We start from the raw sequence: 19,219 nt of genomic DNA, 5'->3' as shown, positions 1-19,219 counted from the left end.
TGGGATAGCGTCGTCCCATGAACCTGGAAGATGTCTGGCCTCTGTTCGGACTGGAGATCGTCACACCGCGGCTCACGCTGCGCCCCGTGCGAGATGACGATCTACCCGCGCTCGCCCAGGCTGCCTTGACCGGCGTGCATGCGCCCGAGCGGACGCCTTTCAGCGTTCCGTGGACGGATGCTGCGCCGGAGGATCTACCGCGCAAACTGGCAGCCTTTCAGTGGAGCCTGCGCAGCCGGATGAGCCCGCAGCACTGGACGGTCGCCTTCGCGGTGCACTTCGAAGGCCGTGTTGTCGGATCGCAGGATCTGTCCGCGTACGACTTCGCGAACCGTCGCACAGTGAGTACCGGATCCTGGCTCGCGCAGTCTGCGCAGGGGAGGGGGCTGGGCACGGAGATGCGTGCGGCGCTTCTCCTCTTCGCGTTCGACATCCTTGGTGCAGAGTGGGCCGAATCCGGCGCGGCGAGCTGGAACGGCGCATCGCTGAAGGTCTCTGAGAAGCTCGGATACGAACTGAATGGCGTCACGCGTGTGTCACCGCGACACGGTGAACCGGTGGACGAGCAGAAGGTGCGCCTCGATCGCGCTCGTTTCGTGCGCCCGGACTGGAGTATCGGCACCCGCGGTGTTGAGCCCGCACTCGCGCAGCTCGGGATCACCTCGGACGACTAGCTCTGGGCGGCCCATCCTTCGAACTCTGCCTGCACGTCGTCGAAGAACGCCGTCTTGGCGCGGGTGTAGTCGTCGTAGTCCGCCTTACCGTTCTGCTGGGCGCTCAGAGCACACTTGACCCTCTCGTAGCGCTCACGTGCCTCGCTGTTCGCGCGCAGCCAGTCTCGGAACCACACGGTGTACTGACCCCATGGCGAATCTGACCGGCGGACGTGCAGGATCGCTTGATGCTTTTCGCTCCAGAACAGGGATTTATCCCATACCGCAGAATCGGCGATGGTGGATCCGCGCGGTATATCACGATCCACGCCGGGGGAGTCAGGGCGTGAGCCCCGTGCGCGCTCGAAGCCGAGCGGGGCGAGTCGTTCGATGAGCCTAGCCTCATCGGGGAGGGGGAGTATTCGCACCTGCAGATCGATGAGCGGCTTCGCTGCAATCCCTGGCACAGCTGTGGAGCCGATGTGATCAAAGCACGCGTCGTCCACACCATCGAAACTGAGAATTGCCGTGCGGATGCGCGCGAGAAGAAGCTCTCCGCGCCGCGGCCACTCGCTTTGATACCCGACCAGTGCGGCGGGGTTCTGATCACCGACGACGGTGTGACGATCTTCCACGCACACAGCCTCTCACAGCGTCGTTCACCCGAAAGCTCCCACATCGACGGAGTTGTCGGCTGCTGGTGCGACTCGCTCCCGACGAACGCGGGGAGTGCAGCGCCCGCGATCTTCTAACGTGTACTGACATAATGTGCATTATCGGTGTTATCGCTATAGTGAGACAGAAGCCAGGCGGAACCAGTTTGAGTTCGCTGGGTGTGGCCTTCCGAAGATTGGAAAGCGCGGCATTACGCGTTCAGAGAACCCGTAATGCCGCGCATCGCCACACGTGTGGTGACGTCGGAAGTTTGCTAAACCGCGACGTACTCCGCCAGGTGCTGTCCTGTCAGCGTCGTCTTATCTGCGACGAGTGCGGCTGGTGTTCCTTCGAACACGACGCGTCCGCCATCATGTCCGGCGCCCGGGCCGATGTCGATGATCCAGTCCGCGTGCGCCATGACCGCCTGGTGATGCTCGATGACGATGACGGTCTTGCCAGAATCGACCAGGCGGTCGAGCAGCCCGAGAATGTTCTGAACATCCGCGAGATGCAAGCCCGTGGTGGGTTCGTCGAGCACGTACACATCGCCCTTCTCGCCCATCTGGATCGCCAGCTTCACTCGCTGACGTTCCCCGCCCGACAGCGTCGACAACGGCTGTCCGAGTGACAGATACCCCAGTCCGACATCGTCGAGGCGCGCCAGGATCGCGGCGACCGCAGGGATCTTCGCATCGCCCTCGGAGAAGAACACTCGCGCCTCGGAAACCGGAAGATCCAGCACCTGCGTGATGTCCTTGCCGCCCAGCGTGTACTCCAGAACTCCGGCCTGGAAGCGCTTTCCACCGCAGTCTTCGCAGGGCGTCTCGATCGTGTCCATGAAGCCCAGCTCGGTGATGATGACACCCGCGCCCTTGCACGTCGGACAGGCGCCTTCCGAGTTCGCGCTGAACAGCGCCGGCTTCACCCCGTTCGCTTTCGCGAACGCCTTGCGGATCGGCTCCAGCATCCCGGTATAGGTCGCGGGATTGCTGCGCCGAGAGCCCTTGATCGCGCTCTGATCGATCGTCACCACGCCCTCACGCGGCGCCACGGAGCCGTGGATCAGCGAGCTCTTCCCGGAGCCGGCGACGCCCGTGATGACCGTCAGCACGCCGGTTGGAATGTCGACGTCGACGTTCTGCAGGTTGTTCTCCGTCGCATCGCGCACCGTGATCGCACCGTCCGATACCCGCACGGTGTCCTTGAGCGTTGCGCGGTCGTCCAGATGCGTCCCCGTTCGAGTGCCGCTCCCCCGTAGCTGTTCGACGGTGCCCTCGAAGCAGATTTCCCCGCCGCCGCTTCCCGCCCCCGGTCCGAGGTCAACGACGTGATCGGCGATCGCGATCGTCTCGGGCTTGTGCTCCACGACGAGCACCGTGTTGCCCTTGTCGCGCAGCTTGAGAAGCAGTCCGTTCATCCGCTGGATGTCGTGCGGGTGCAGGCCGATCGTGGGCTCGTCGAAGACGTACGTCACATCCGTGAGCGAGGAGCCGAGGTGCCGGAGCATCTTGATCCGCTGCGCCTCTCCCCCGGACAGCGTGCCGGACGGTCGATCCAGGCTGAGATAGCCGAGCCCGAGCGTGACGAACGCATCGAGATTCGCGCGCAGAGCGTCCAACAGCGGTCCGGCGCCCACAAGGTCCCGGCTGCGCACCCACTCCGCGAGATCGGTGACCTGCATCCGGCAGGCATCCGCGATGCTGATTCCGTCGATCTTCGAAGACCGTGCTCCCTCAGTCAGACGCGTGCCATCGCATTCGGGGCAAGTGGCGAACGTCGCGACGCGCTCGACGAAGGAGCGGATATGCGGCTGCAGCGCATCCAGGTCTTTGGACAGCATCGACTTCGTGATCTTCGGAATCAGGCCCTCATAGGTCATGTTGATCCCGGAGATCTTCACCTTCGTGACCTCGCCGTACAAGAAGAGGTGCCGCTGCTTCTCAGTGAACTCAGAGATCGGCTTGTCTGCCGGATAGAAACCGGACTGCGAGAAGCCCTTCACCATCCAGCCGTCCGCCGTGTATCCGGGCACCATGATCGCGCCCCCATCGAGCGACTTGCTCTCGTCGACGATCTGGCTCAGATCCAGATCGGACACCGCTCCTCTCCCCTCGCAGCGCGGGCACATTCCGCCGAGATAGATCGCGTCCTTGACGATCGTCTTCTCGCCTCCGGGCCCTGTCATGACGCCACTGGCCTTCTGAGTCGGAATGTTGAAGGAGAACGCCGTCGGGCCGCCGATGTACGGCTCTCCCAGCTTGCTGAAGAGAATGCGCAGCATCGCGTTCGCATCCGTCACCGTGCCCACCGTCGAACGCGGATTGGCCCCTAGCCGCTCCTGATCCACGATGATCGCCGTCGTGAGCCCCTCGAGCACGTCGACGTCCGGGCGCGGGACGGAGGGCATGAATCCCTGCACGAACGCGCTGTAGGTCTCGTCGATCATGCGACGAGACTCTGCGGCGATCGTGTCGAACACCAGCGAGCTCTTTCCCGATCCGGAGACGCCGGTGAACACCGTGAGCCGCCGTTTGGGAATCTCGACGTTCACCTCTTTGAGGTTGTTCTCACGCGCGCCCTGCACACGGATCAGGTCGTGCGCATCGGCAGCATGGGTTTCGGACACAGCGCGGTTCTCAGACATAGGTGTCAGCTTCCGGTGAGACGACGAAGAAGTTGTGGCGCGACGACGACTGCCGCGTTCACGGCTCACCAGAATAGTCCCGGAGGGCGACGAAATCAGCGCCAATCCCCCGGAGCGAGCGCGCCGGACGCTAGTGTGAGCATCAGCCCTCACAGGGCACTCACAGGAAGGGTTCACCATGTCTGACACGCGTGCCGAAGCACAGTCGTTGTTCAAGTCGATCCGGATCTCATTGGCCGTCTCCGGAGCCATCGCGCTCATCGCGGGTATCGTCCTGCTCGTGTGGCCCGTCAAGACGGCGATCATCATCACCGGAATCGTCGCTGCATACCTCGTGATCGCCGGAATCGTGTACATCGGTCTCGGCATCTTCTCCGCGAAGAAGGGCGGATGGGCGCGTGTCGGCCACATCGTCCTCGGCCTGCTGTACATCGTCGCCGGCATCATCGCGTTCGCCAACCTGCAGGCTGCTACGGCCACGCTCGCGATCGTAGTGGTGATCTTCGTCGGCATCAGCTGGATCATCGACGGCGTCGTCGCGCTGACGCTCCTCGGTTCGGACGGCTCGCGAGTGTGGACGCTCCTCTACGCGCTGCTGAGCATCATCGCCGGTATCGTCGTGCTTTTCTCGCCGATCACCACCGGACTGCTGCTCTGGCTCATCCTGGGCATCTCGCTGGTCGCGATGGGCATCGTGCAGATCGTCCGCGCCATCACGCTCGGAAAGGCAACGAGCAAGGTCGACGCGACGGTCTGACCGCAGTTCCTGTCATCGAGAAGGGCCTTGTCTGATCCTCAGCAGATCGGACAAGGCCCTTCTCGATGATGAAAGCTACTCCGCGACGAATCCGCTCACGTCGCCGATGAGGCGGGTGTTGTCTGCCGGTACCGGGTCGACTGCAGCGGATGCGACCTCCGCGGCGAACTCCGACACGTTGTAGAGGCGCCCGGCTGACTCACGACGTTGCGAGATCGCCCCTGGGTTCGCTCGCTCGAGCAGCGTCGCGGTGATGGTGCCTTCGATCATGTCGCCGGAGACGACAGTGAAACCTATACCGCGCTCGGCGAGGCCGGGGATCCGCTCGCGGAGGGCATCTTCGCCTGCACGCTTCGAGAGAGCAACGGGCTCGTACTCCGGCATCGTCGGCGTCGTGCGAATGAAGTGAGCCTGGTGGCTCGTGACGAAGACGATGCGCGAGCCCTCCCCGAGCAGCGGCGATGCCGCGTCGAGCACGTTGAGTTGCGCGTCCCGGTTGAGGGTCAGAGCGTAGTCCTCCCCCATGTTCGCTTCCATGCCGCCGGAGGCGTTGAGGACGAGGATGTCGAGGCGGCCGTACTCTGCGGCGACCGCGTCGAACATCGCCTTCACGGAAGCCTCATCCGTGAGGTCCGCGCCGACGACGAGAGCGCGACGCCCCAGAGCGCGGATCTCGTTGGCGAGCTTCTCGGCACGCGGCGCCTTGTTGCGGAAGTTGATGACGACGTCCGCGCCGGCCTCCGCGAAGTAACGAACGGTGTCAGCACCGATTCCCCGGGAGGAGCCCGTCACGAGGGCGACCTTTCCATTGAGCGATTCGGGGGCGAGCGGCTGGGTCACTATGACTCCTCATGGGTTCGAAACTGTTGGCTTCACGCGGGCGCGAACGGCCACAGCACACCTTATCAACCGTCGTTCCCCAGCCCCGGCGCACGTGTCGACCGCGTGGTAGGTTGACGGAAAGGAGGCTGTGTGGACAATCTGAATACCGTTCTGCAAGGCATCGAAGAGTGGTCGTGGATCGGGTGGCTCGTCTTGATCGCCCTCTTCCTGGTGATCGAGATGCTGACGCTGGACTTCACTTTCCTGATGCTCGCTCTCGGCAGCGGTTTCGGGCTTGCATCTGATCTCACGGGTCTCCCCATCTGGGCTCAGGTGATCATCGCCGCACTTGCTGCGGCCGCGCTCATCCTTCTGCTGCGTCCGCCACTGCTGCGACGGCTGCACCGCAACGAAGACCCGACGAAGTCCAACATCGACGCCGTCGTAGGGCTTCACGGGACCGTCCTGCTCCAGGTGACCTCCCTCACCGGCCAGGTCAAGCTCAGCAACGGCGACACCTGGACCGCCCGCGCCGTCGACGGCGGCATCCTCCCTCCCGGCACGCCTGTCTCGGTCGTCTCGATCGAGGGCGCCACCGCTCATGTCCGTCCTACCGCCCACGAGGAGTAACCCCCATGGACGATTCATCCTTCATTCCCACCGCCATCGGCTGGATCCTCGCGATCGCCGTCATCATCTTCGTCTTGGTGACGGTCGCGCGCTCCATCCGAATCGTTCCGCAGGCCACAGCAGGTGTGGTCGAGCGGCTCGGCCGCTATCACAAGACACTGACGCCAGGTCTGAACCTTCTGGTGCCCTTCATCGACCGTCTGCGTCCGCTGATCGACATGAGAGAGCAGGTCGTCTCCTTCCCGCCGCAGCCGGTGATCACGGAAGACAACCTGGTCGTCTCGATCGACACGGTCGTCTACTTCCAGGTGACCGATGCGCGCGCCGCCACCTACGAGATCGCCAACTACCTCGGTGCCGTCGAGCAGCTCACCACGACCACGCTTCGTAACGTCGTCGGTGGCCTCAACCTCGAAGAGGCGCTGACCAGCCGCGACAACATCAACGGGCAGCTTCGCGTCGTCCTCGATGAGGCGACCGGCAAGTGGGGCATCCGCGTCGGGCGTGTCGAGCTGAAGGCGATCGACCCGCCCCTGTCCATCCAGGATTCGATGGAGAAGCAGATGCGCGCCGAGCGTGATCGTCGTGCGGCGATCCTCACCGCGGAGGGCACGAAGCAATCCGCGATCCTTGAGGCCGAGGGCGCGCGTCAGGCAGAGATCCTTCGCGCAGAGGGTGAGAAGCAGGCCGCGGTCCTTCGCGCTCAGGGCGAGGCCGAGGCGATTCAGAACGTCTTCAGCGCCATCCACCAGGGCGCACCCGACGACAAGCTTCTCGCGTACCAGTACCTGCAGATGCTCCCCAAGATCAGCGAGGGGCAGTCGAACAAGCTCTGGATCATCCCGAGTGAGTTCTCCGAGGCGCTGAAGAACTTCGGAGGCGCCTTCACGCCTCGTGCTGGCGGATCACCGCTGCCTCCGCGCGCAGAGTGACACACCCGTATTTCGACGCGACGCCGGCGCCGCGCGTTCTTGCCCACCGGGGTCTTCCGACCCCCGTGCAGCAGGCCGCGCAGGCGCCGGCGCTTTCGCGTGCCGACGACTTCACCGTCTGGGAGAACACCGCACTCGCTCTGGCGGCAGCCCACGCCGCCGGGGCGGTCTACATCGAGACGGACTGTCGCATCACCTCCGACGGCGACGTCGTCCTATTCCACGATGAGACTCTGCTTCGGGTGATCGGCGACTCCCGGGCGGTCTCCGACGTCTCGACGCGGGAGCTCTCAGACCTCATGTCCCAGAACGGCGGGTTGCTCACCCTCGCGGACGCCCTGGACACGTTCCCCACCGTGCACTTCAACATCGACGTGAAGGCGGCGGAGGTCGCTGATCAGCTCGGGCGCGTGGTCGCTTCTCAAGCTCACCGCGTCCTGGTGACGAGCTTCGACGACCGTACCCGACATCGGGCACTGGCATCCGCTCTCGGTTCCGGAGCTACTATGCGCCCTGCGACATCCGCGGGGCAGGCCACGATCGTGCGCGCGCTGGGCGCCGCGCATACGCGCCTTCCGGCGCTCATCCGACGCGCTCTACGCGACGTCGACGCCTTGCAGATTCCTGAACGTCATGCCGGGGTGAGGGTCTTCTCCCCCGCCCTCGTGCGTGCCGCGCACAGCATGGGTGCGGAGGTTCACGTGTGGACAGTGAACGCTCCCGCAGACATGACGCGCCTCGTCGAATTGGGTGCTGATGGGATCGTTACAGACCGCGCCGACCTGGCGCTGAAGACCCTCGCACAACCCTGATTTTCCGCGATATTTCGGGATTTTTTCGTGCCCGCTGAGCATCGGCTGTGAATACCTCCGAGAACTCAAGGCCTCTGATGTGCCGCACAGACTAACGCGCTATACCTGAGGACGACGAGAGGACCACACAATGGCAGATCGCAGCCTGCGCGGCATCCGACTCGGCGCCCAGAGCCTACAGAGCGAAGAGGGCGTCGTGTTCATGGAACGACGCGAAACGATTTACACGTGCGAAACCTGCGGCCACGTGACCACACTCATGTTCGCCGCCGACGCTGAGCCGCCGACCACCTGGGAATGTCGAAACTGCGGTGCGGAGGCACGACTGCAGATCGACGGCAAGTCCGTCGTCGTGGAAGAGAACGCGGAGAAGGTCGCGCGCTCCCACTGGGACATGCTGCTTGAGCGCCGCACGCGCGATGAACTCGAAGAGCTCCTGGAAGAGCGCCTCGCCTACATCCGCGACCGTCGCGGCGCAGGTGAAGATCCCACGCGGGCAAAGAGCGCCTGACCTGCTCACGGTGCGCCGACGCTAGGAGCGCGAAGAACGCCGCGCTCTGAACCACCCGAGAAGCACGAGGAGCATCCCGCCCCAGAGCAGGATCTGCTCCAGAACAGGCGCCACCACAACACCCGCCGTCGCCCCGGTGCGAAGTTCGACATCCTCGAGCATCGCACCGGGGCGATCTGCGTCCAGTGCAGCCTGGGTCGAGCCGTCCGCGCGAATCACCTGGCTGGTTCCCACCGTCGAGATGTTGACGACCGTGCGTCCCGTCTCGATCGCGCGCATCCGCGCAATCGCGAGCTGCTGAAGGTTCTCATCCGTACCGCGGAAATCGGCGTTGTTCGTCTGGAAGACCAGGAGCTCCGCTCCCCCGTTGATCCCCTCACGGATGACATCGTCATAGATGACGTCAAAGCAGATCGCGAGACCGATCGCGGTGTTCTCCAGCGTCATCACCGGGGCATCTGTGCCGGGCGTGTACTCGCGTTGAATGAGCCCGATGAGATCGGGAGCAATCGCGTTGAAGAACGCGCGATCCGGGACATACTCGCCGAACGGCACGGGGTGCCGTTTGGCGTGCGTCTGGGCATCGTCGCGTGCCGGCGCGGGAGTGCCGCCGTCCCAGAGGAACGAAGTGTTGAAGTAGCGGTCGCCGACGGCGGTTGCTGCGTTCGCGAGCAACGGGGCATCTGCCTGGGCGACGACGCGCGAGAGCATTCGCGCAAGGGTCGGATTCTGGAAGGGGTCCCCTTCGACGCTCCCCTCCGGCCAGACGAGGAGGTCAAGATCTTCGCCGAACAGCGGCCGGGAGGCATCGATCTGCGACGCGATGATGGCCAGGGGCTCCCGGGCGTCGAAGTATCCGGTCGGACCGTTGCCTTGTACCGCGCCGACGCGGAGTTCGCCGCCCGCGGTGGTGGGGAACGCCGGCACCAGGAGGAGCGCAAGGAGAGCGGCGATCGGCACCGTGAGCGCGGGGGCAAGGCCACGCAGCGTGAACGAACTCCTCCGCTCCCGCGAGATCCGCAGCACTTCGACGACGGCGGTGACGAAGAACACCAGAACGAAGCTCAGACCGCTCACACCGATCCAGGACGTCAGCATCGCGGCCGGCGTGTCGACGAGCGTGTAGCCGACGCGCGCCCACGGGAATCCTCCATAGGGGAAGGTTCCGACGAGCAGCTCACGCCCCACCCAGAGCGCGGCGACGGCGGTCGCGACGAGCAGTACACGCAGGGCGGGACGCGGCGATGCGCGAGGAAGCCACCGGTACGCGAGTGCGACGGGAATGAGACCGACACCCGTGAGCAGAGCTTCGAGCGCGGACAGGGCGGTCCAGGGCAGGGGCCCGAGGTAGCGTGAGGTCCACGACACCAGCAGCAGGTAGAAGACCAACCCGAACACGACGCCCACCAGCAGCGCGCCACCGGCGCGGCGCCCCATGAGCGCGAGGAGGAGAAGACCGATTGCCACCGGCGCGGCGATCCAGAGCGACACCGACGGAAACGCGAGGTCGAGCAGTGCGCCGGCAGACGCGGCGACGACGACGGCAAGCCAGAGCGGCAGTGGAGGGCGCACCCGTGCCGGCGATGAAGTGGTCACGTTCTCGTCCTCACATCGAGGAGTAGGCGACGATGCCGCGGCGCACACCGTCGAGGGCATGCCGCGCGGTGCGGGCCAGAGCGATGTCGGGTGCGACGATCGAGAGCTGATCGAGCAGATCGATGGTCTGCTTGGTCCAGCGGACGAAGTCTCCGGCTGCCATGTCGGCATCCTGAAGGACACGATCCAGTGAGACCCCGCGCGCCCAGGCGTGCATGGCGCTGGCCAGCCCCGCAGACGGCTGCTCGGTGCCCGGAAGGCGATGATCCTGTTCCAGGTCGTCGAGCTGTGCCCAGAGCGTCTGCGTCTTGTCCCACGCCTGCAGGAACTTCCCCCTCGGCAGGCCACGAGTGCCGTCAGTGGCCTCGTCGCGGCGGGGTTCGTAGACCAGGCAGCATGCCATCGCGGCGAGAGACGGGGCGTCTAGTCCCTCCCAGAGTCCGAGTCGCAGAGCTTCAGCGACCAGGAGGTCGCGCTCACCGTAGATGCGCTGCATCGTGCGTCCGGCCTCGGTCAGCTCGATGTCGTCTCCGGAGCCGCGCACATACGAGACTGCTTCGAGCACATCGACGACGCGGTCGAAGATGCGCGCCACCGTCCCTGTGCGTGTCTCGATCTGGCGACGAGTGCGGTCTGTCTCGCGCTTGAGCTTCCAATAGCGCTCGGCCCAGCGCGCGTGCGTCTCCCGGTCGGGGCAGGAATGACAGGGGTGGCGCTTCATCCGCGTTCGGAGCGACTCGACCTTGCGTGCGCGCTTCTCGCGAATCGCCCGCGAGACATGACCTTCCGTGCGGCTCTTCTTCTCGAGATCACTCAGCTCACGACGGATCGCCGAGTACTCGGGGAAATCGCCGTGCTCGCACACCATTGATGCGCGGTATCCCGCGAGGGATTCTTCGGCGTCCCGTACCTTTCGCGCGAGCCCAACGACGGCGCGGTCGGCTTGAAACTGTGCGAACGAGGACTCGAGGATCTCTCGGGCGCGCTCCCGTCCGAATCGATCGATCAGGTTCACGGCCATGTTGTAGGTCGGCCGGAAGCTCGAGTTCAGCGGGTAGGTCCGTCGGGAGGCGAGGGATGCCACGGCCTGCGGGTCGAGCCCCGGGCTCCACTGCACAACCGCGTGGCCCTCGACATCGATGCCGCGACGCCCCGCCCGGCCGGTGAACTGCGTGTACTCCCCCGACGTGATCGGAACGCGCGCTTCGCCGTTGAACTTGTCCATCTTCTCGAGGACCACGGTGCGCGCCGGCATGTTGATGCCGAGCGCCAGCGTCTCGGTCGCGAACACGACCTTCACGAGCTTGCGCTTGAAGAGGACCTCGATGATCTCCTTGAACGCGGGAAGGAGCCCGGCATGATGCGCGGCGATTCCGCGCTCCAGGCTGTCGAGCCACTCGCCGTAGCCGAGGACGATGAGGTCATTCTCGTCGAAGCCGTGCATCCTCTCGTTCGCGACGCGACGGATCTCCGCCCGCTCTTCTGCGTTCGTCAGACGCAGCCCCGAACGGCGCACCTGCTGTACGGCCGCATCGCAGCCGACCCGGCTGAAGATGAAGAAGATCGCGGGCAGGAGATTCGCGTTCTCCAGCATCCGCACGACATGGGGTCGGTCCATCCGCTCGATGCGGCGACCGCCGAATCGAGACTCCGCGCGTGCGTCGTGGCCACGACGCGGCCCACGACTCCCGCGATCCCGTGACGAGTATCCCCGGTTGCGATCGCCGCGCCCACCGGACGACCCGAGGCGCAGGAGCGCCTGATTCACCTGTGGATGCGAGGCACCGGCACGATCATCGAACAGCGGCAGCAGTTCGTCCCCCGCCAGCACGTGCTGCTCAAGGGGAACCGGACGCGTCTCCGAGACGATGACATCTGTGTCACCGCGGACGGTGTCGAGCCAGTCTCCGAACTCTTCCGCGTTCGACACCGTCGCGCTCAAAGAGATGAGTCGGACGGCCGCAGGCAGATGGATGATGACCTCTTCCCACACCGCACCGCGGAAGCGATCAGCGAGGTAGTGGACTTCGTCCATGATCACGTAGCGCAGGTGATCGAGGGCCGAGGAGTCGGCGTACAGCATGTTGCGCAGAACCTCGGTCGTCATGACCACGATGCGCGCATTGCCGTTGATGTTGGTGTCGCCCGTCAGCAGGCCGACCTGATCGGCGCCGTGCACCTCGACGAGTTCGCGGAACTTCTGATTGGAGAGCGCCTTGATCGGGGTCGTGTAGAACGCCTTGTCTGAGGGTGTCTGCATCGCGAGGTGGATGCCGAACTCACCCACGACCGTCTTGCCCGCTCCGGTGGGTGCCGCAACGAGCACGCTGCGCCCGCGTTCCAGGGAATGGCAGGCGGCCACCTGGAAGGGGTCGAGGGCGAACTGCTGCGCCGCAGCGAATGCGGCCGTGTGGGGATGCTCGCGCGCGTCCTCCTCGGCCGAGTAGCCGTTTCGCGACACGCTCATGCCGTGGGCTCGGGCAGCAGGGGATCTGCGCGCTTCCGTTTACGGCGATCGAAGAGCAGCGACAGCAGGGCTGCGAGAACGTACAGCACACTGAGGATCCCGGCCAGTAGCAGCATGCTGATGACATCTGCTGCGGGCGTCGCCAGGGCCGCGAAGATCGTCGCGATGAGCACGGCGACGCGCCATCCCTTGAGGATCGTGCGCCCTGACATGATGCCCGCGACGTTGAGCGCGACCAGGAACACGGGCAGCACGAAGGAGATGCCGACGACGAGCATGAGCTTGAAGATGAAGTCGTAGTACGTCGGAGCGTCGTAGAAGTTCACGCCACCCTCGGGGGTGAAGCCCCACATGAGCTCGATGATGTGCGGCATGACTGTCAAAGCCACGTAGCAGCCCGCGAAGAACAGCGGGATCGCCGCGGCCACGAAAGAGATCGTGTATCGGATCTCTTTGCGTGTCAGCCCGGGCATGATGAACGCCCAGATCTGCCACAGCCAGATCGGCGCTGCGAAGAAGATGCCCAGTGTGAATGCGATCCGCATGCGGAAGTCAAAGGCCGACGTCACTCCGGAGAAGTTCAGTGCAGCGAAGTCATCGCCGCGTCGCTCGTTAACGAGCTCGACAGGATGCGCGAGAAAAGCGATGATGGGGTCCGCGATGATGAACGCCACGATCATGGCGACGACAATCGCGGCGGCCGAGATCATGAGCCGCTTGCGGAACTCTACGAGATGCCCCTTGAGGGACATCGTACGATCACGCCGCGGCTTCTTGCCTTCCGCGGCCGCGGACTCCAGCGCCGTCACTCTCGTCAGCTGGCGCGATCAGTGCCAGGTGCGGGGTTCTGCCCGGGTGTCGTCGACCCGTCGGTGGTGTCACCGGGCGCAGCGGGAGTGGCGTTCGCCTGCGCGGCGGCGTCCTCTTCCTTCATCGCCTTCATCTCACCCTTGAAGACGCGAGCCGACTGGCCCATGCTCTTCGCGAGCGCGGGAAGCTTGGCTGCACCGAACAACAGGAGGATGACGGCAAGGAGAATGACCAGGTGCCATCCGTTGAGGCCTGCGAACATGATTTTCTCCCTCAGATCGAAGTCGACGTCAGTCTACCTGACAGGTCATTCGGGTTCGCCGTAGAGCGCGAGTCCGGCGAGAGCCCACTCTCGGGCAGCTACCCGCGCAGCACGCGGCGTACGCACCTCGAGCTGACCCCCGAAACGGGCTGCGAGCCGTCGCAGTCGCGCAGGGTCCCCCACCCGGACGTGGGCCGTCAGCATCCCCTCGTGGACCTCGACCTCCGCCTGATCCAGGAACTCTCCCAGCAGCGGAGCGAGGGGCGCGGGCATTCGCAACGTCGCCTCGTCATCATCCGCCGCCGTCGCGAACAGATCTGGCACAGGATCGCCCGCGTGAGCGATCGGGATATCCGTCATCGTCACCTCGCTGACACGGTCGAGGTGGAACGTGCGCATCGCCCGGCGCAGATGACACCATCCCTGGAGATACCACTGGCCATCCGAGATCAGGACCTTCACGGGATCGACCGTGCGTGTCGTCGGTGTCGCATCCGGCGCACGGTAGGTGAAGGAGATCGCGCGCTGCGCGTTCAGCGCCTGCGAGACGAGAGTGCGCACATCGTCGACCGGTCCGGGGGCGACGATCACTTCAGACGGGCGGGCGCCGGCACCGCGAGAGAGCTTCGCGATGAGACCGGACACCAGCTCCGAGTCGGCGACGGTGGGCAGTGATGCGGTCAGCTGAAGTCCCGCGAGCAGCGCGGCTGCCTCCCTGGAGGTGAGACGCGGAGCGCGGCGAAGACCAACGTCGTTCGTGATCTCGATGATCCCCTGCTCCTCCAGCAGGTCCCAGTTGATATCGAAAAGCTCCTGCGGTGGCTGCCAGTAGCCGGCATCCCCGGGAAGCCCGATCACCGTGAGCTTCTGCACCATACGGCGCATCTCGTCGACGGAGATCTCGAAGTCCGCGGCAGCCTCGGCGAGGGAGACCTCTCCGCGCTCCAGCAGATACGGGACAAGCGTCAGATACGCGCGGACACGGTCGGCGGTGAGCAGGGGCTTGCGCGCGCTCATTGTTCCCCACCCTCCGTGTGAGCGGCGACAACCTCACGCAGCCGGCTGATGACGGCGTCGCGAAGCTCGGCCGGTTCGACGACGCGGACCTCAGGACCGTAAGACGCGAGTTCATCCGCGAAGATGTGCAGATCGACGTACGGCACGCGCACCCCCTGTGACGCGGGGGTTGCCCGCCGGGCGAGACGGAGGTCCGCCTCGGTGCCGGGAGTCGTCTCCAGCAGCGCCGAGTGTGCCGCGGCGACCGCCTCCAGCCCCGAACGTGCGCGATCGCCCGCGCCCTCCTGTGACGCGGAGGAATGCGCGCGCGACGTGACCTTCACATCTCCGACGATGCGGGTGAGCAGATAGGTGCGCTCCGCGTCGGCGTTGAGATCGCGGCCGAAAAGGTGCCAGCGCGCCTCGAACTCGAGGAGGGCCAGCGGCAGCACCCGGCGTGCGCGTGGAGCATCCTCCCCCGGCTTGAGATAGTCGAACTCGACCTCCACACTGCGGTCGAGAGCCTGCTGCAGCGGCGCGAAGGCCGACTCGCGGGCGGCGATGCGGGGTGCGAAGCCGATGATCGGCTCGTCCACGTCGATGCCGAGTGCGCGGATCTTGCGCACTCCGGCCCGCGCGTCGTCAGACATCGACCCCTCGCTCCACACGCTTCCTGCAAGGCGCAGGACTGCAAGTTCAGCCGGCGTGAACTCGATGTCGAGCGGAAGATCATACTCGGACTTCGGGATGCGGTAGCGCGCCTCGCGAAGGTCGTTCGGGTCGGAGAACTCGCCAATCGTCTCGATCGGCATGCCAAGGGCGCGTAGCTCGTCTTTGTCGCGTTCGAACATCTTGTCGAGCGCGACCGTGCTCACGCCCGCTTCCAATCGCTGACGGTAGCCGGAGACGCTGTCGACGATCTGCTGCTTGGTGAGGCCGATCTCCGTGGCCATCAGCGCCACCACGAGGTTCGTGAGGCGCTCCTCCGCCGGGATCCGCTCAGCCACTACTGCCCTGCGGGAGAATCTGTGCCGAGAATGTCGACAACGAACACCAGGGTGGAGTTCGCGGGGATTCCCGCCTGCTCCTGCTCACCGTAGCCGAGCGCCGGCGGGATCACGATCAGCACCTGCGACCCGACCGTCTGCCCCTTCAGCCCCTCGGCGAAGCCGGGGATGACGCTGGTCAGATCGAACTGCTTGGCGTTGCTGTCCCATGAGCTGTCGAAGACCTCGCGGCCCGCCCAGGTCACACCGGTGTAGTGCACGCGCAGCGGTTCGTCGCCGGTGACGACAGGGCCGTCACCCTTGATGAGCGTCTGCACGACGAGCTCCTCCGGCGCATCGGCATCCGGAACGATGATGCCGGGGCGGCCGTCGGGAGCCCGGACCACCGTCGGAAGACCCAGCGCGCCGTTGAACTCCAACGAGCCTTCGGCGTGCGGCAGGTACACCTTCAGAACGTCGATGACCGCGACGACGGATTCGTCTTTGCCCAGGTTGAATCCGGCAGATGCCTCGGCGCCGAAATCCTCCGGGGATATCCCGGTGATGATGCGCGACCCCTCGGTCGCGCACTCAAGCGCCGTCGCGATCCCCGGGATCTGCTGAGCCCAGGAGTCGATGTTCGACAGGCGCGACAGGTCTCCGTTGAACTCCGTGGCCACGATGAGCTCACCGGAATCACCGGCGTACAGCGCGACATCGAGGGCGACGAGCTGGTCAGCCGTCGTGATCGCGCGGCCCTCGCCGACGATCAGGTCGCTCACACTCGACTCATTGATGAGCACGGGCGTCGGCAGCGTCACCTTCGGCTCGGTGCCGAGATCCCCGGTCACGGTCGCCAGCGAAGCGACATGACTGTCGGTCGCACGTTCGCAGGATGCCCCTTCGAACGACGGTGCCGCCGTGCACCCGGTGAGGGCGAGGGCGGTGAGGCTGACAGTGATCAGGGCGGCAGAAGTCTTACGCACCCCGTCAGTCTATTCGTCTGTGCTGATGTCGTCCGCGCCACCCCGCGCGGAGGCGGCGACACGTGCGCCGTCCGCTGCCTTCTGGGCGTCGCGCACGCGCTTGCGGAGGTTCTTGTCGGTGATCTCACGGTCGCCCACGGCACCGGGTGTCCACTTCTCGACATCGTCGTCGCCATAGCTCGACTTCGAGGCGCGTCGTTTGACCTCGGGCGGCACCGCGCCCGGCGCCAGGCGACGAGCGGTGATCAGGAAGCCCGTGTGCGCGACCATCCGATGATCGGGGCGGACCGCGAGGCCCTCCACATGCCAACCGCGCACCATCGTCTCGGATGCCAGCGGCTCCGTGAAGAGTCCCGTACCGCGGATGTACTCGGCGACGCGCGAGAGCTGTGTCGCGGTGGCGACGTAGCACAGCACCACGCCGCCGGGGGTGAGAGCGTCGGCGACCATGTCCATGCACTCCCAGGGTGCGAGCATGTCCAGCACGACGCGGTCGACCGTGCCGTCCTCGAACTGCCGGGGCAGCTCATCGGCGAGATCGCCGACCACGACACTCCAGGTGTCGGGCAGTCCGCCCATGAACGTCTCCACGTTCGCCTGTGCGACCTCAGCGAAGTCCTCGCGACGCTCGAAGGAGACGAGGCGCCCGTTCGTGCCGATCGCACGAAGGAGCGACAGCGACAGGGCGCCGGAGCCGACGCCGGCCTCCGCGACCACAGCACCCGGGAAGATGTCGGCCTGCGTGACGATCTGGGCAGCATCCTTCGGATAGACGATCGCCGCGCCACGCGGCATCGACATGACGAAGTCACGCAGCAGCGGACGCAGCGCCAGGTACTCGTGACCGCTGCTGTTGGCGACGACGGATCCGTCGGGCTGGCCGATCAGGTCACGGTGAAAGAGCACTCCATGATGCGTGTGGAGTTCGCCATCTTCGCGCAGGGTGATCGTGTGCAGCTTGCCCTTGGGGCCGGTCAGCTGGACGCGGTCACCTTCACGGAAGGGGCCGCTGGGGCGCTGGTCGGTCACGCGAGGTCTCCTGTCGTAGAGGGGGCGAAGGATGCCGCGCGGCGGTGCGCGGTGAATTCTGCGGCGATGTCGTCGACCGTGCGACCGGCAAGGCTTGGCCAGAGGACATCCGCACCGAAGCCGTCCAGGGCGACGATATGCGGGACGCCGATGGTCACGGCACCCGAGGCAGATGCGGAGCGCACGCCGGTCGGCGAGTCCTCGAGCGCGACGGTGTCGACGATGTCGACCCCCAGCGTGCGCGCGGCCTGCAAATAGGGATCCGGGAAGGGCTTTGGTCGTTCGACGTCATCTCCGCCGACGATCAGGTCGAACGCCGTGAAGTCCATGAGCGCGACGATGTCGACGGCCATGCGGCGCAGCGACATCGTGACGAGAGCGGTGGGAATCTGCGCGGCGCGGAGCGCGCGAAGCATCTCCTGCGCGCCCGGGCGGAACGGCACACCGCGTGTGGTGAGCATCCGGCGAACTTCGTCGGTGAGGTGGTCCACGATCTCGGTGACACCCATCCGCACGCCCGCGGCCTGCAGAAGACGAGCACTGTCTTCCAGCCCGTTTCCGACGAGCTGCATCGCCTGTTCGTGTGACCAGGTGCCTCCGAAGGATTCGATCAGCGTCGTCTCGGCGGCCATCCAGTAGGGCTCGGTGTCGACGACGGTTCCATCCATGTCCCACAGGACCGCGCGCGGCATCTCAATCACTTCACCATCGTAGCCGTGGCCAGACGCACGCCCGCATGCGAGCGCTGGCGGCTAGCCTGGGATGACCAATGACGCAACCGTCGTCAGGGAAGGACTCACGTGCACGCTCTCGGATCCCGGATCGTCGTCGCCGCCTTCGACGGCTGGAACGATGCGGGCGAGGCCGCCACGGCGGCCGTGACGATGCTGCGCGAGAGTGTCGAGTACGAGCTCGTGCACACGATCGACCCCGAGCTGTATTACGACTATCAGTACACCCGTCCGTCCATCGGGTTCGCGGCCAGCGGGTCTCGTGAACTCAAGTGGCCCGGCGCGTCGCTCTGGCGTCCGGCAGAGCCTGGTCCTGGCACCGAGCTCTGGCTGTTGACGGGCGTCGAGCCTGCCCGCGCATGGCAGGCCTTCTCCGCAGAATTCATCGACATCTGTCTGCGCGACGACGTGACGGGCTTCGTGACGCTCGGTGCGATGCTCTCGGACGTCCCGCATACCCGGCCCATCTCCGTCTTCTCCGCGAGCACGAACGAAGAGGTCCGCGAGTCGCTGACCTTGGAGCGTTCACTCTACGAAGGGCCGGTGGGGATTCTGAGCGTTCTCGAGCACTCCGCCGAGCAGGGGGGCATCCCCTCGGCGAGTCTCTGGGCGAGCGTGCCGCACTACGTGGCTTCCGCGACGCCGTCCCCCAAGGCGACGCTCGCGCTGCTGGACCGCCTGCACGAGGTCACGGGTGTCGACGTTCCTCGCGGCACGCTCCGCACCGATGCCGCCACCTGGGAGGCGTCCATCGACGCCGCGGCGGCCGAAGACGAAGACATGGCGGACTACATCCGCCAGCTCGAGCAGACGCGCGACACCTGGGATTCCCCGGATGCTTCAGGCGACGCGATCGCGCAGGCATTTGAACGCTATCTGCGCCGGGACGGTGAGGGGCCAGGCCCCGACAAGCGGCGTTGACGCAGAGTGCCTCCGAC

The 19,219-nt window shown here is 65.5% G+C and carries 19 protein-coding genes; 7 read left to right on the top strand and 12 right to left on the bottom strand.

The window, feature by feature from the left end; genetic code table 11:
* Positions 1-17 precede the first annotated feature (17 nt).
* Positions 18-674, top strand: a complete 657-nt coding sequence (locus AC1REM_RS11435; protein ID WP_492514737.1) for a GNAT family N-acetyltransferase — start codon at positions 18-20, stop codon at positions 672-674.
* On the opposite strand, the gene AC1REM_RS11430 is transcribed toward AC1REM_RS11435, so the two are convergent.
* Together AC1REM_RS11430 and AC1REM_RS11425 are read right to left on the bottom strand one after the other, a co-directional pair.
* Positions 671-1,288, bottom strand: coding sequence for a GrpB family protein (locus AC1REM_RS11430; RefSeq protein ID WP_492514736.1), 618 nt, complete (start codon positions 1,286-1,288; stop codon positions 671-673). The genes AC1REM_RS11435 and AC1REM_RS11430 overlap by 4 nt on opposite strands.
* 293 nt (positions 1,289-1,581) lie before the next feature.
* Complete coding sequence (locus tag AC1REM_RS11425) at positions 1,582-3,954, bottom strand: ATP-binding cassette domain-containing protein (protein ID WP_492514735.1); 2,373 nt, start codon at positions 3,952-3,954, stop codon at positions 1,582-1,584.
* A 178-nt stretch (positions 3,955-4,132) separates the two neighbouring features.
* Here AC1REM_RS11425 and AC1REM_RS11420 point away from each other — a divergent pair, with 178 nt between their 5' ends.
* Positions 4,133-4,711 (top strand): HdeD family acid-resistance protein, encoded by a 579-nt coding sequence (locus tag AC1REM_RS11420; protein ID WP_492514734.1) that lies wholly within the window; start codon positions 4,133-4,135, stop codon positions 4,709-4,711.
* Positions 4,712-4,786: 75 nt separating this feature from the next.
* Here the strand turns inward: AC1REM_RS11420 and AC1REM_RS11415 are convergent, their stop codons facing one another.
* Positions 4,787-5,551, bottom strand: coding sequence for an SDR family oxidoreductase (locus AC1REM_RS11415; protein WP_204939924.1), 765 nt, complete (start codon positions 5,549-5,551; stop codon positions 4,787-4,789).
* A 132-nt stretch (positions 5,552-5,683) separates the two neighbouring features.
* On the opposite strand from AC1REM_RS11415, the gene AC1REM_RS11410 reads away from it, so the two are divergent.
* From AC1REM_RS11410 to AC1REM_RS11395, 4 genes are all read left to right on the top strand, one after another.
* Positions 5,684-6,163, top strand: coding sequence for an NfeD family protein (locus AC1REM_RS11410; protein WP_378787949.1), 480 nt, complete (start codon positions 5,684-5,686; stop codon positions 6,161-6,163).
* 5 nt (positions 6,164-6,168) lie between these two features.
* Positions 6,169-7,095, top strand: a complete 927-nt coding sequence (locus AC1REM_RS11405; RefSeq protein WP_204939923.1) for an SPFH domain-containing protein — start codon at positions 6,169-6,171, stop codon at positions 7,093-7,095.
* Positions 7,092-7,907 (top strand): glycerophosphodiester phosphodiesterase family protein, encoded by an 816-nt coding sequence (locus tag AC1REM_RS11400; protein ID WP_492514733.1) that lies wholly within the window; start codon positions 7,092-7,094, stop codon positions 7,905-7,907. Before AC1REM_RS11405 ends, AC1REM_RS11400 begins: the two co-directional genes overlap by 4 nt.
* Positions 7,908-8,037: 130 nt before the next feature.
* Complete coding sequence (locus AC1REM_RS11395; RefSeq protein WP_204939921.1) at positions 8,038-8,418, top strand: RNA polymerase-binding protein RbpA; 381 nt, start codon at positions 8,038-8,040, stop codon at positions 8,416-8,418.
* 21 nt (positions 8,419-8,439) lie between these two features.
* On the opposite strand, the gene lnt is transcribed toward AC1REM_RS11395, so the two are convergent.
* The 9 genes from lnt to AC1REM_RS11350 form a co-directional block, all read right to left on the bottom strand.
* Positions 8,440-10,074, bottom strand: a complete 1,635-nt coding sequence (gene lnt / locus AC1REM_RS11390) for an apolipoprotein N-acyltransferase (protein ID WP_492514732.1) — start codon at positions 10,072-10,074, stop codon at positions 8,440-8,442.
* Positions 10,025-12,481, bottom strand: a complete 2,457-nt coding sequence (locus AC1REM_RS11385) for a DEAD/DEAH box helicase (RefSeq protein WP_492514731.1) — start codon at positions 12,479-12,481, stop codon at positions 10,025-10,027. Before AC1REM_RS11385 ends, lnt begins: the two co-directional genes overlap by 50 nt.
* Positions 12,478-13,233, bottom strand: coding sequence for a twin-arginine translocase subunit TatC (gene tatC / locus AC1REM_RS11380; RefSeq protein WP_492515478.1), 756 nt, complete (start codon positions 13,231-13,233; stop codon positions 12,478-12,480). The genes AC1REM_RS11385 and tatC overlap by 4 nt, the downstream gene beginning before the upstream one ends.
* A 62-nt stretch (positions 13,234-13,295) precedes the next feature.
* Complete coding sequence (tatA, locus tag AC1REM_RS11375; protein WP_492514730.1) at positions 13,296-13,553, bottom strand: Sec-independent protein translocase subunit TatA; 258 nt, start codon at positions 13,551-13,553, stop codon at positions 13,296-13,298.
* 45 nt (positions 13,554-13,598) lie between these two features.
* Positions 13,599-14,570 carry a helix-turn-helix transcriptional regulator gene (locus AC1REM_RS11370; protein WP_492514729.1) on the bottom strand — a complete coding sequence of 324 codons (972 nt, stop codon included), beginning with the start codon at positions 14,568-14,570 and terminating at the stop codon, positions 13,599-13,601.
* Positions 14,567-15,556 carry a helix-turn-helix transcriptional regulator gene (locus tag AC1REM_RS11365; RefSeq protein WP_492514728.1) on the bottom strand — a complete coding sequence of 330 codons (990 nt, stop codon included), beginning with the start codon at positions 15,554-15,556 and terminating at the stop codon, positions 14,567-14,569. Before AC1REM_RS11365 ends, AC1REM_RS11370 begins: the two co-directional genes overlap by 4 nt.
* Positions 15,556-16,521 carry an FKBP-type peptidyl-prolyl cis-trans isomerase gene (locus AC1REM_RS11360; protein ID WP_492514727.1) on the bottom strand — a complete coding sequence of 322 codons (966 nt, stop codon included), beginning with the start codon at positions 16,519-16,521 and terminating at the stop codon, positions 15,556-15,558. The genes AC1REM_RS11365 and AC1REM_RS11360 overlap by 1 nt, the downstream gene beginning before the upstream one ends.
* Before the next feature lie 9 nt (positions 16,522-16,530).
* A complete protein-coding gene (locus AC1REM_RS11355; protein WP_204939915.1) occupies positions 16,531-17,550 on the bottom strand; it encodes a tRNA (adenine-N1)-methyltransferase in 1,020 nt (339 codons plus the stop codon).
* Positions 17,547-18,242, bottom strand: a complete 696-nt coding sequence (locus tag AC1REM_RS11350; protein ID WP_492515477.1) for an HAD family hydrolase — start codon at positions 18,240-18,242, stop codon at positions 17,547-17,549. Before AC1REM_RS11350 ends, AC1REM_RS11355 begins: the two co-directional genes overlap by 4 nt.
* A gap of 108 nt (positions 18,243-18,350) precedes the next feature.
* Between AC1REM_RS11350 and AC1REM_RS11345 the strand changes: the two genes are divergently transcribed.
* Positions 18,351-19,202: a PAC2 family protein gene (locus tag AC1REM_RS11345; RefSeq protein WP_492514726.1), complete on the top strand. Its 852-nt coding sequence runs from the start codon at positions 18,351-18,353 to the stop codon at positions 19,200-19,202.
* The last annotated feature ends 17 nt before the right edge of the window (positions 19,203-19,219 follow it).

This window comes from Microbacterium sp. GW823-FHT02G05, assembly GCF_058797175.1.
Note: the sequence above shows the minus strand (reverse complement) of the source record. Positions and strands in the feature narration are given on the sequence as shown.

Coding starts and splice junctions, on each gene's coding strand:
- AC1REM_RS11405 (WP_204939923.1), top strand. CDS start 6,169: ATGGACGATTCATCCTTCATTCCCACCGCCATCGGCTGGATCCTCGCG.
- AC1REM_RS11350 (WP_492515477.1), bottom strand. CDS start 18,242: ATGCCGCGCGCGGTCCTGTGGGACATGGATGGAACCGTCGTCGACACC.
- AC1REM_RS11370 (WP_492514729.1), bottom strand. CDS start 14,570: ATGAGCGCGCGCAAGCCCCTGCTCACCGCCGACCGTGTCCGCGCGTAT.
- AC1REM_RS11425 (WP_492514735.1), bottom strand. CDS start 3,954: ATGTCTGAGAACCGCGCTGTGTCCGAAACCCATGCTGCCGATGCGCAC.
- AC1REM_RS11395 (WP_204939921.1), top strand. CDS start 8,038: ATGGCAGATCGCAGCCTGCGCGGCATCCGACTCGGCGCCCAGAGCCTA.
- AC1REM_RS11420 (WP_492514734.1), top strand. CDS start 4,133: ATGTCTGACACGCGTGCCGAAGCACAGTCGTTGTTCAAGTCGATCCGG.
- AC1REM_RS11435 (WP_492514737.1), top strand. CDS start 18: ATGAACCTGGAAGATGTCTGGCCTCTGTTCGGACTGGAGATCGTCACA.
- lnt (WP_492514732.1), bottom strand. CDS start 10,074: ATGCCCTCGACGGTGTGCGCCGCGGCATCGTCGCCTACTCCTCGATGT.
- AC1REM_RS11385 (WP_492514731.1), bottom strand. CDS start 12,481: ATGAGCGTGTCGCGAAACGGCTACTCGGCCGAGGAGGACGCGCGCGAG.
- tatC (WP_492515478.1), bottom strand. CDS start 13,233: ATGTCCCTCAAGGGGCATCTCGTAGAGTTCCGCAAGCGGCTCATGATC.
- tatA (WP_492514730.1), bottom strand. CDS start 13,553: ATGTTCGCAGGCCTCAACGGATGGCACCTGGTCATTCTCCTTGCCGTC.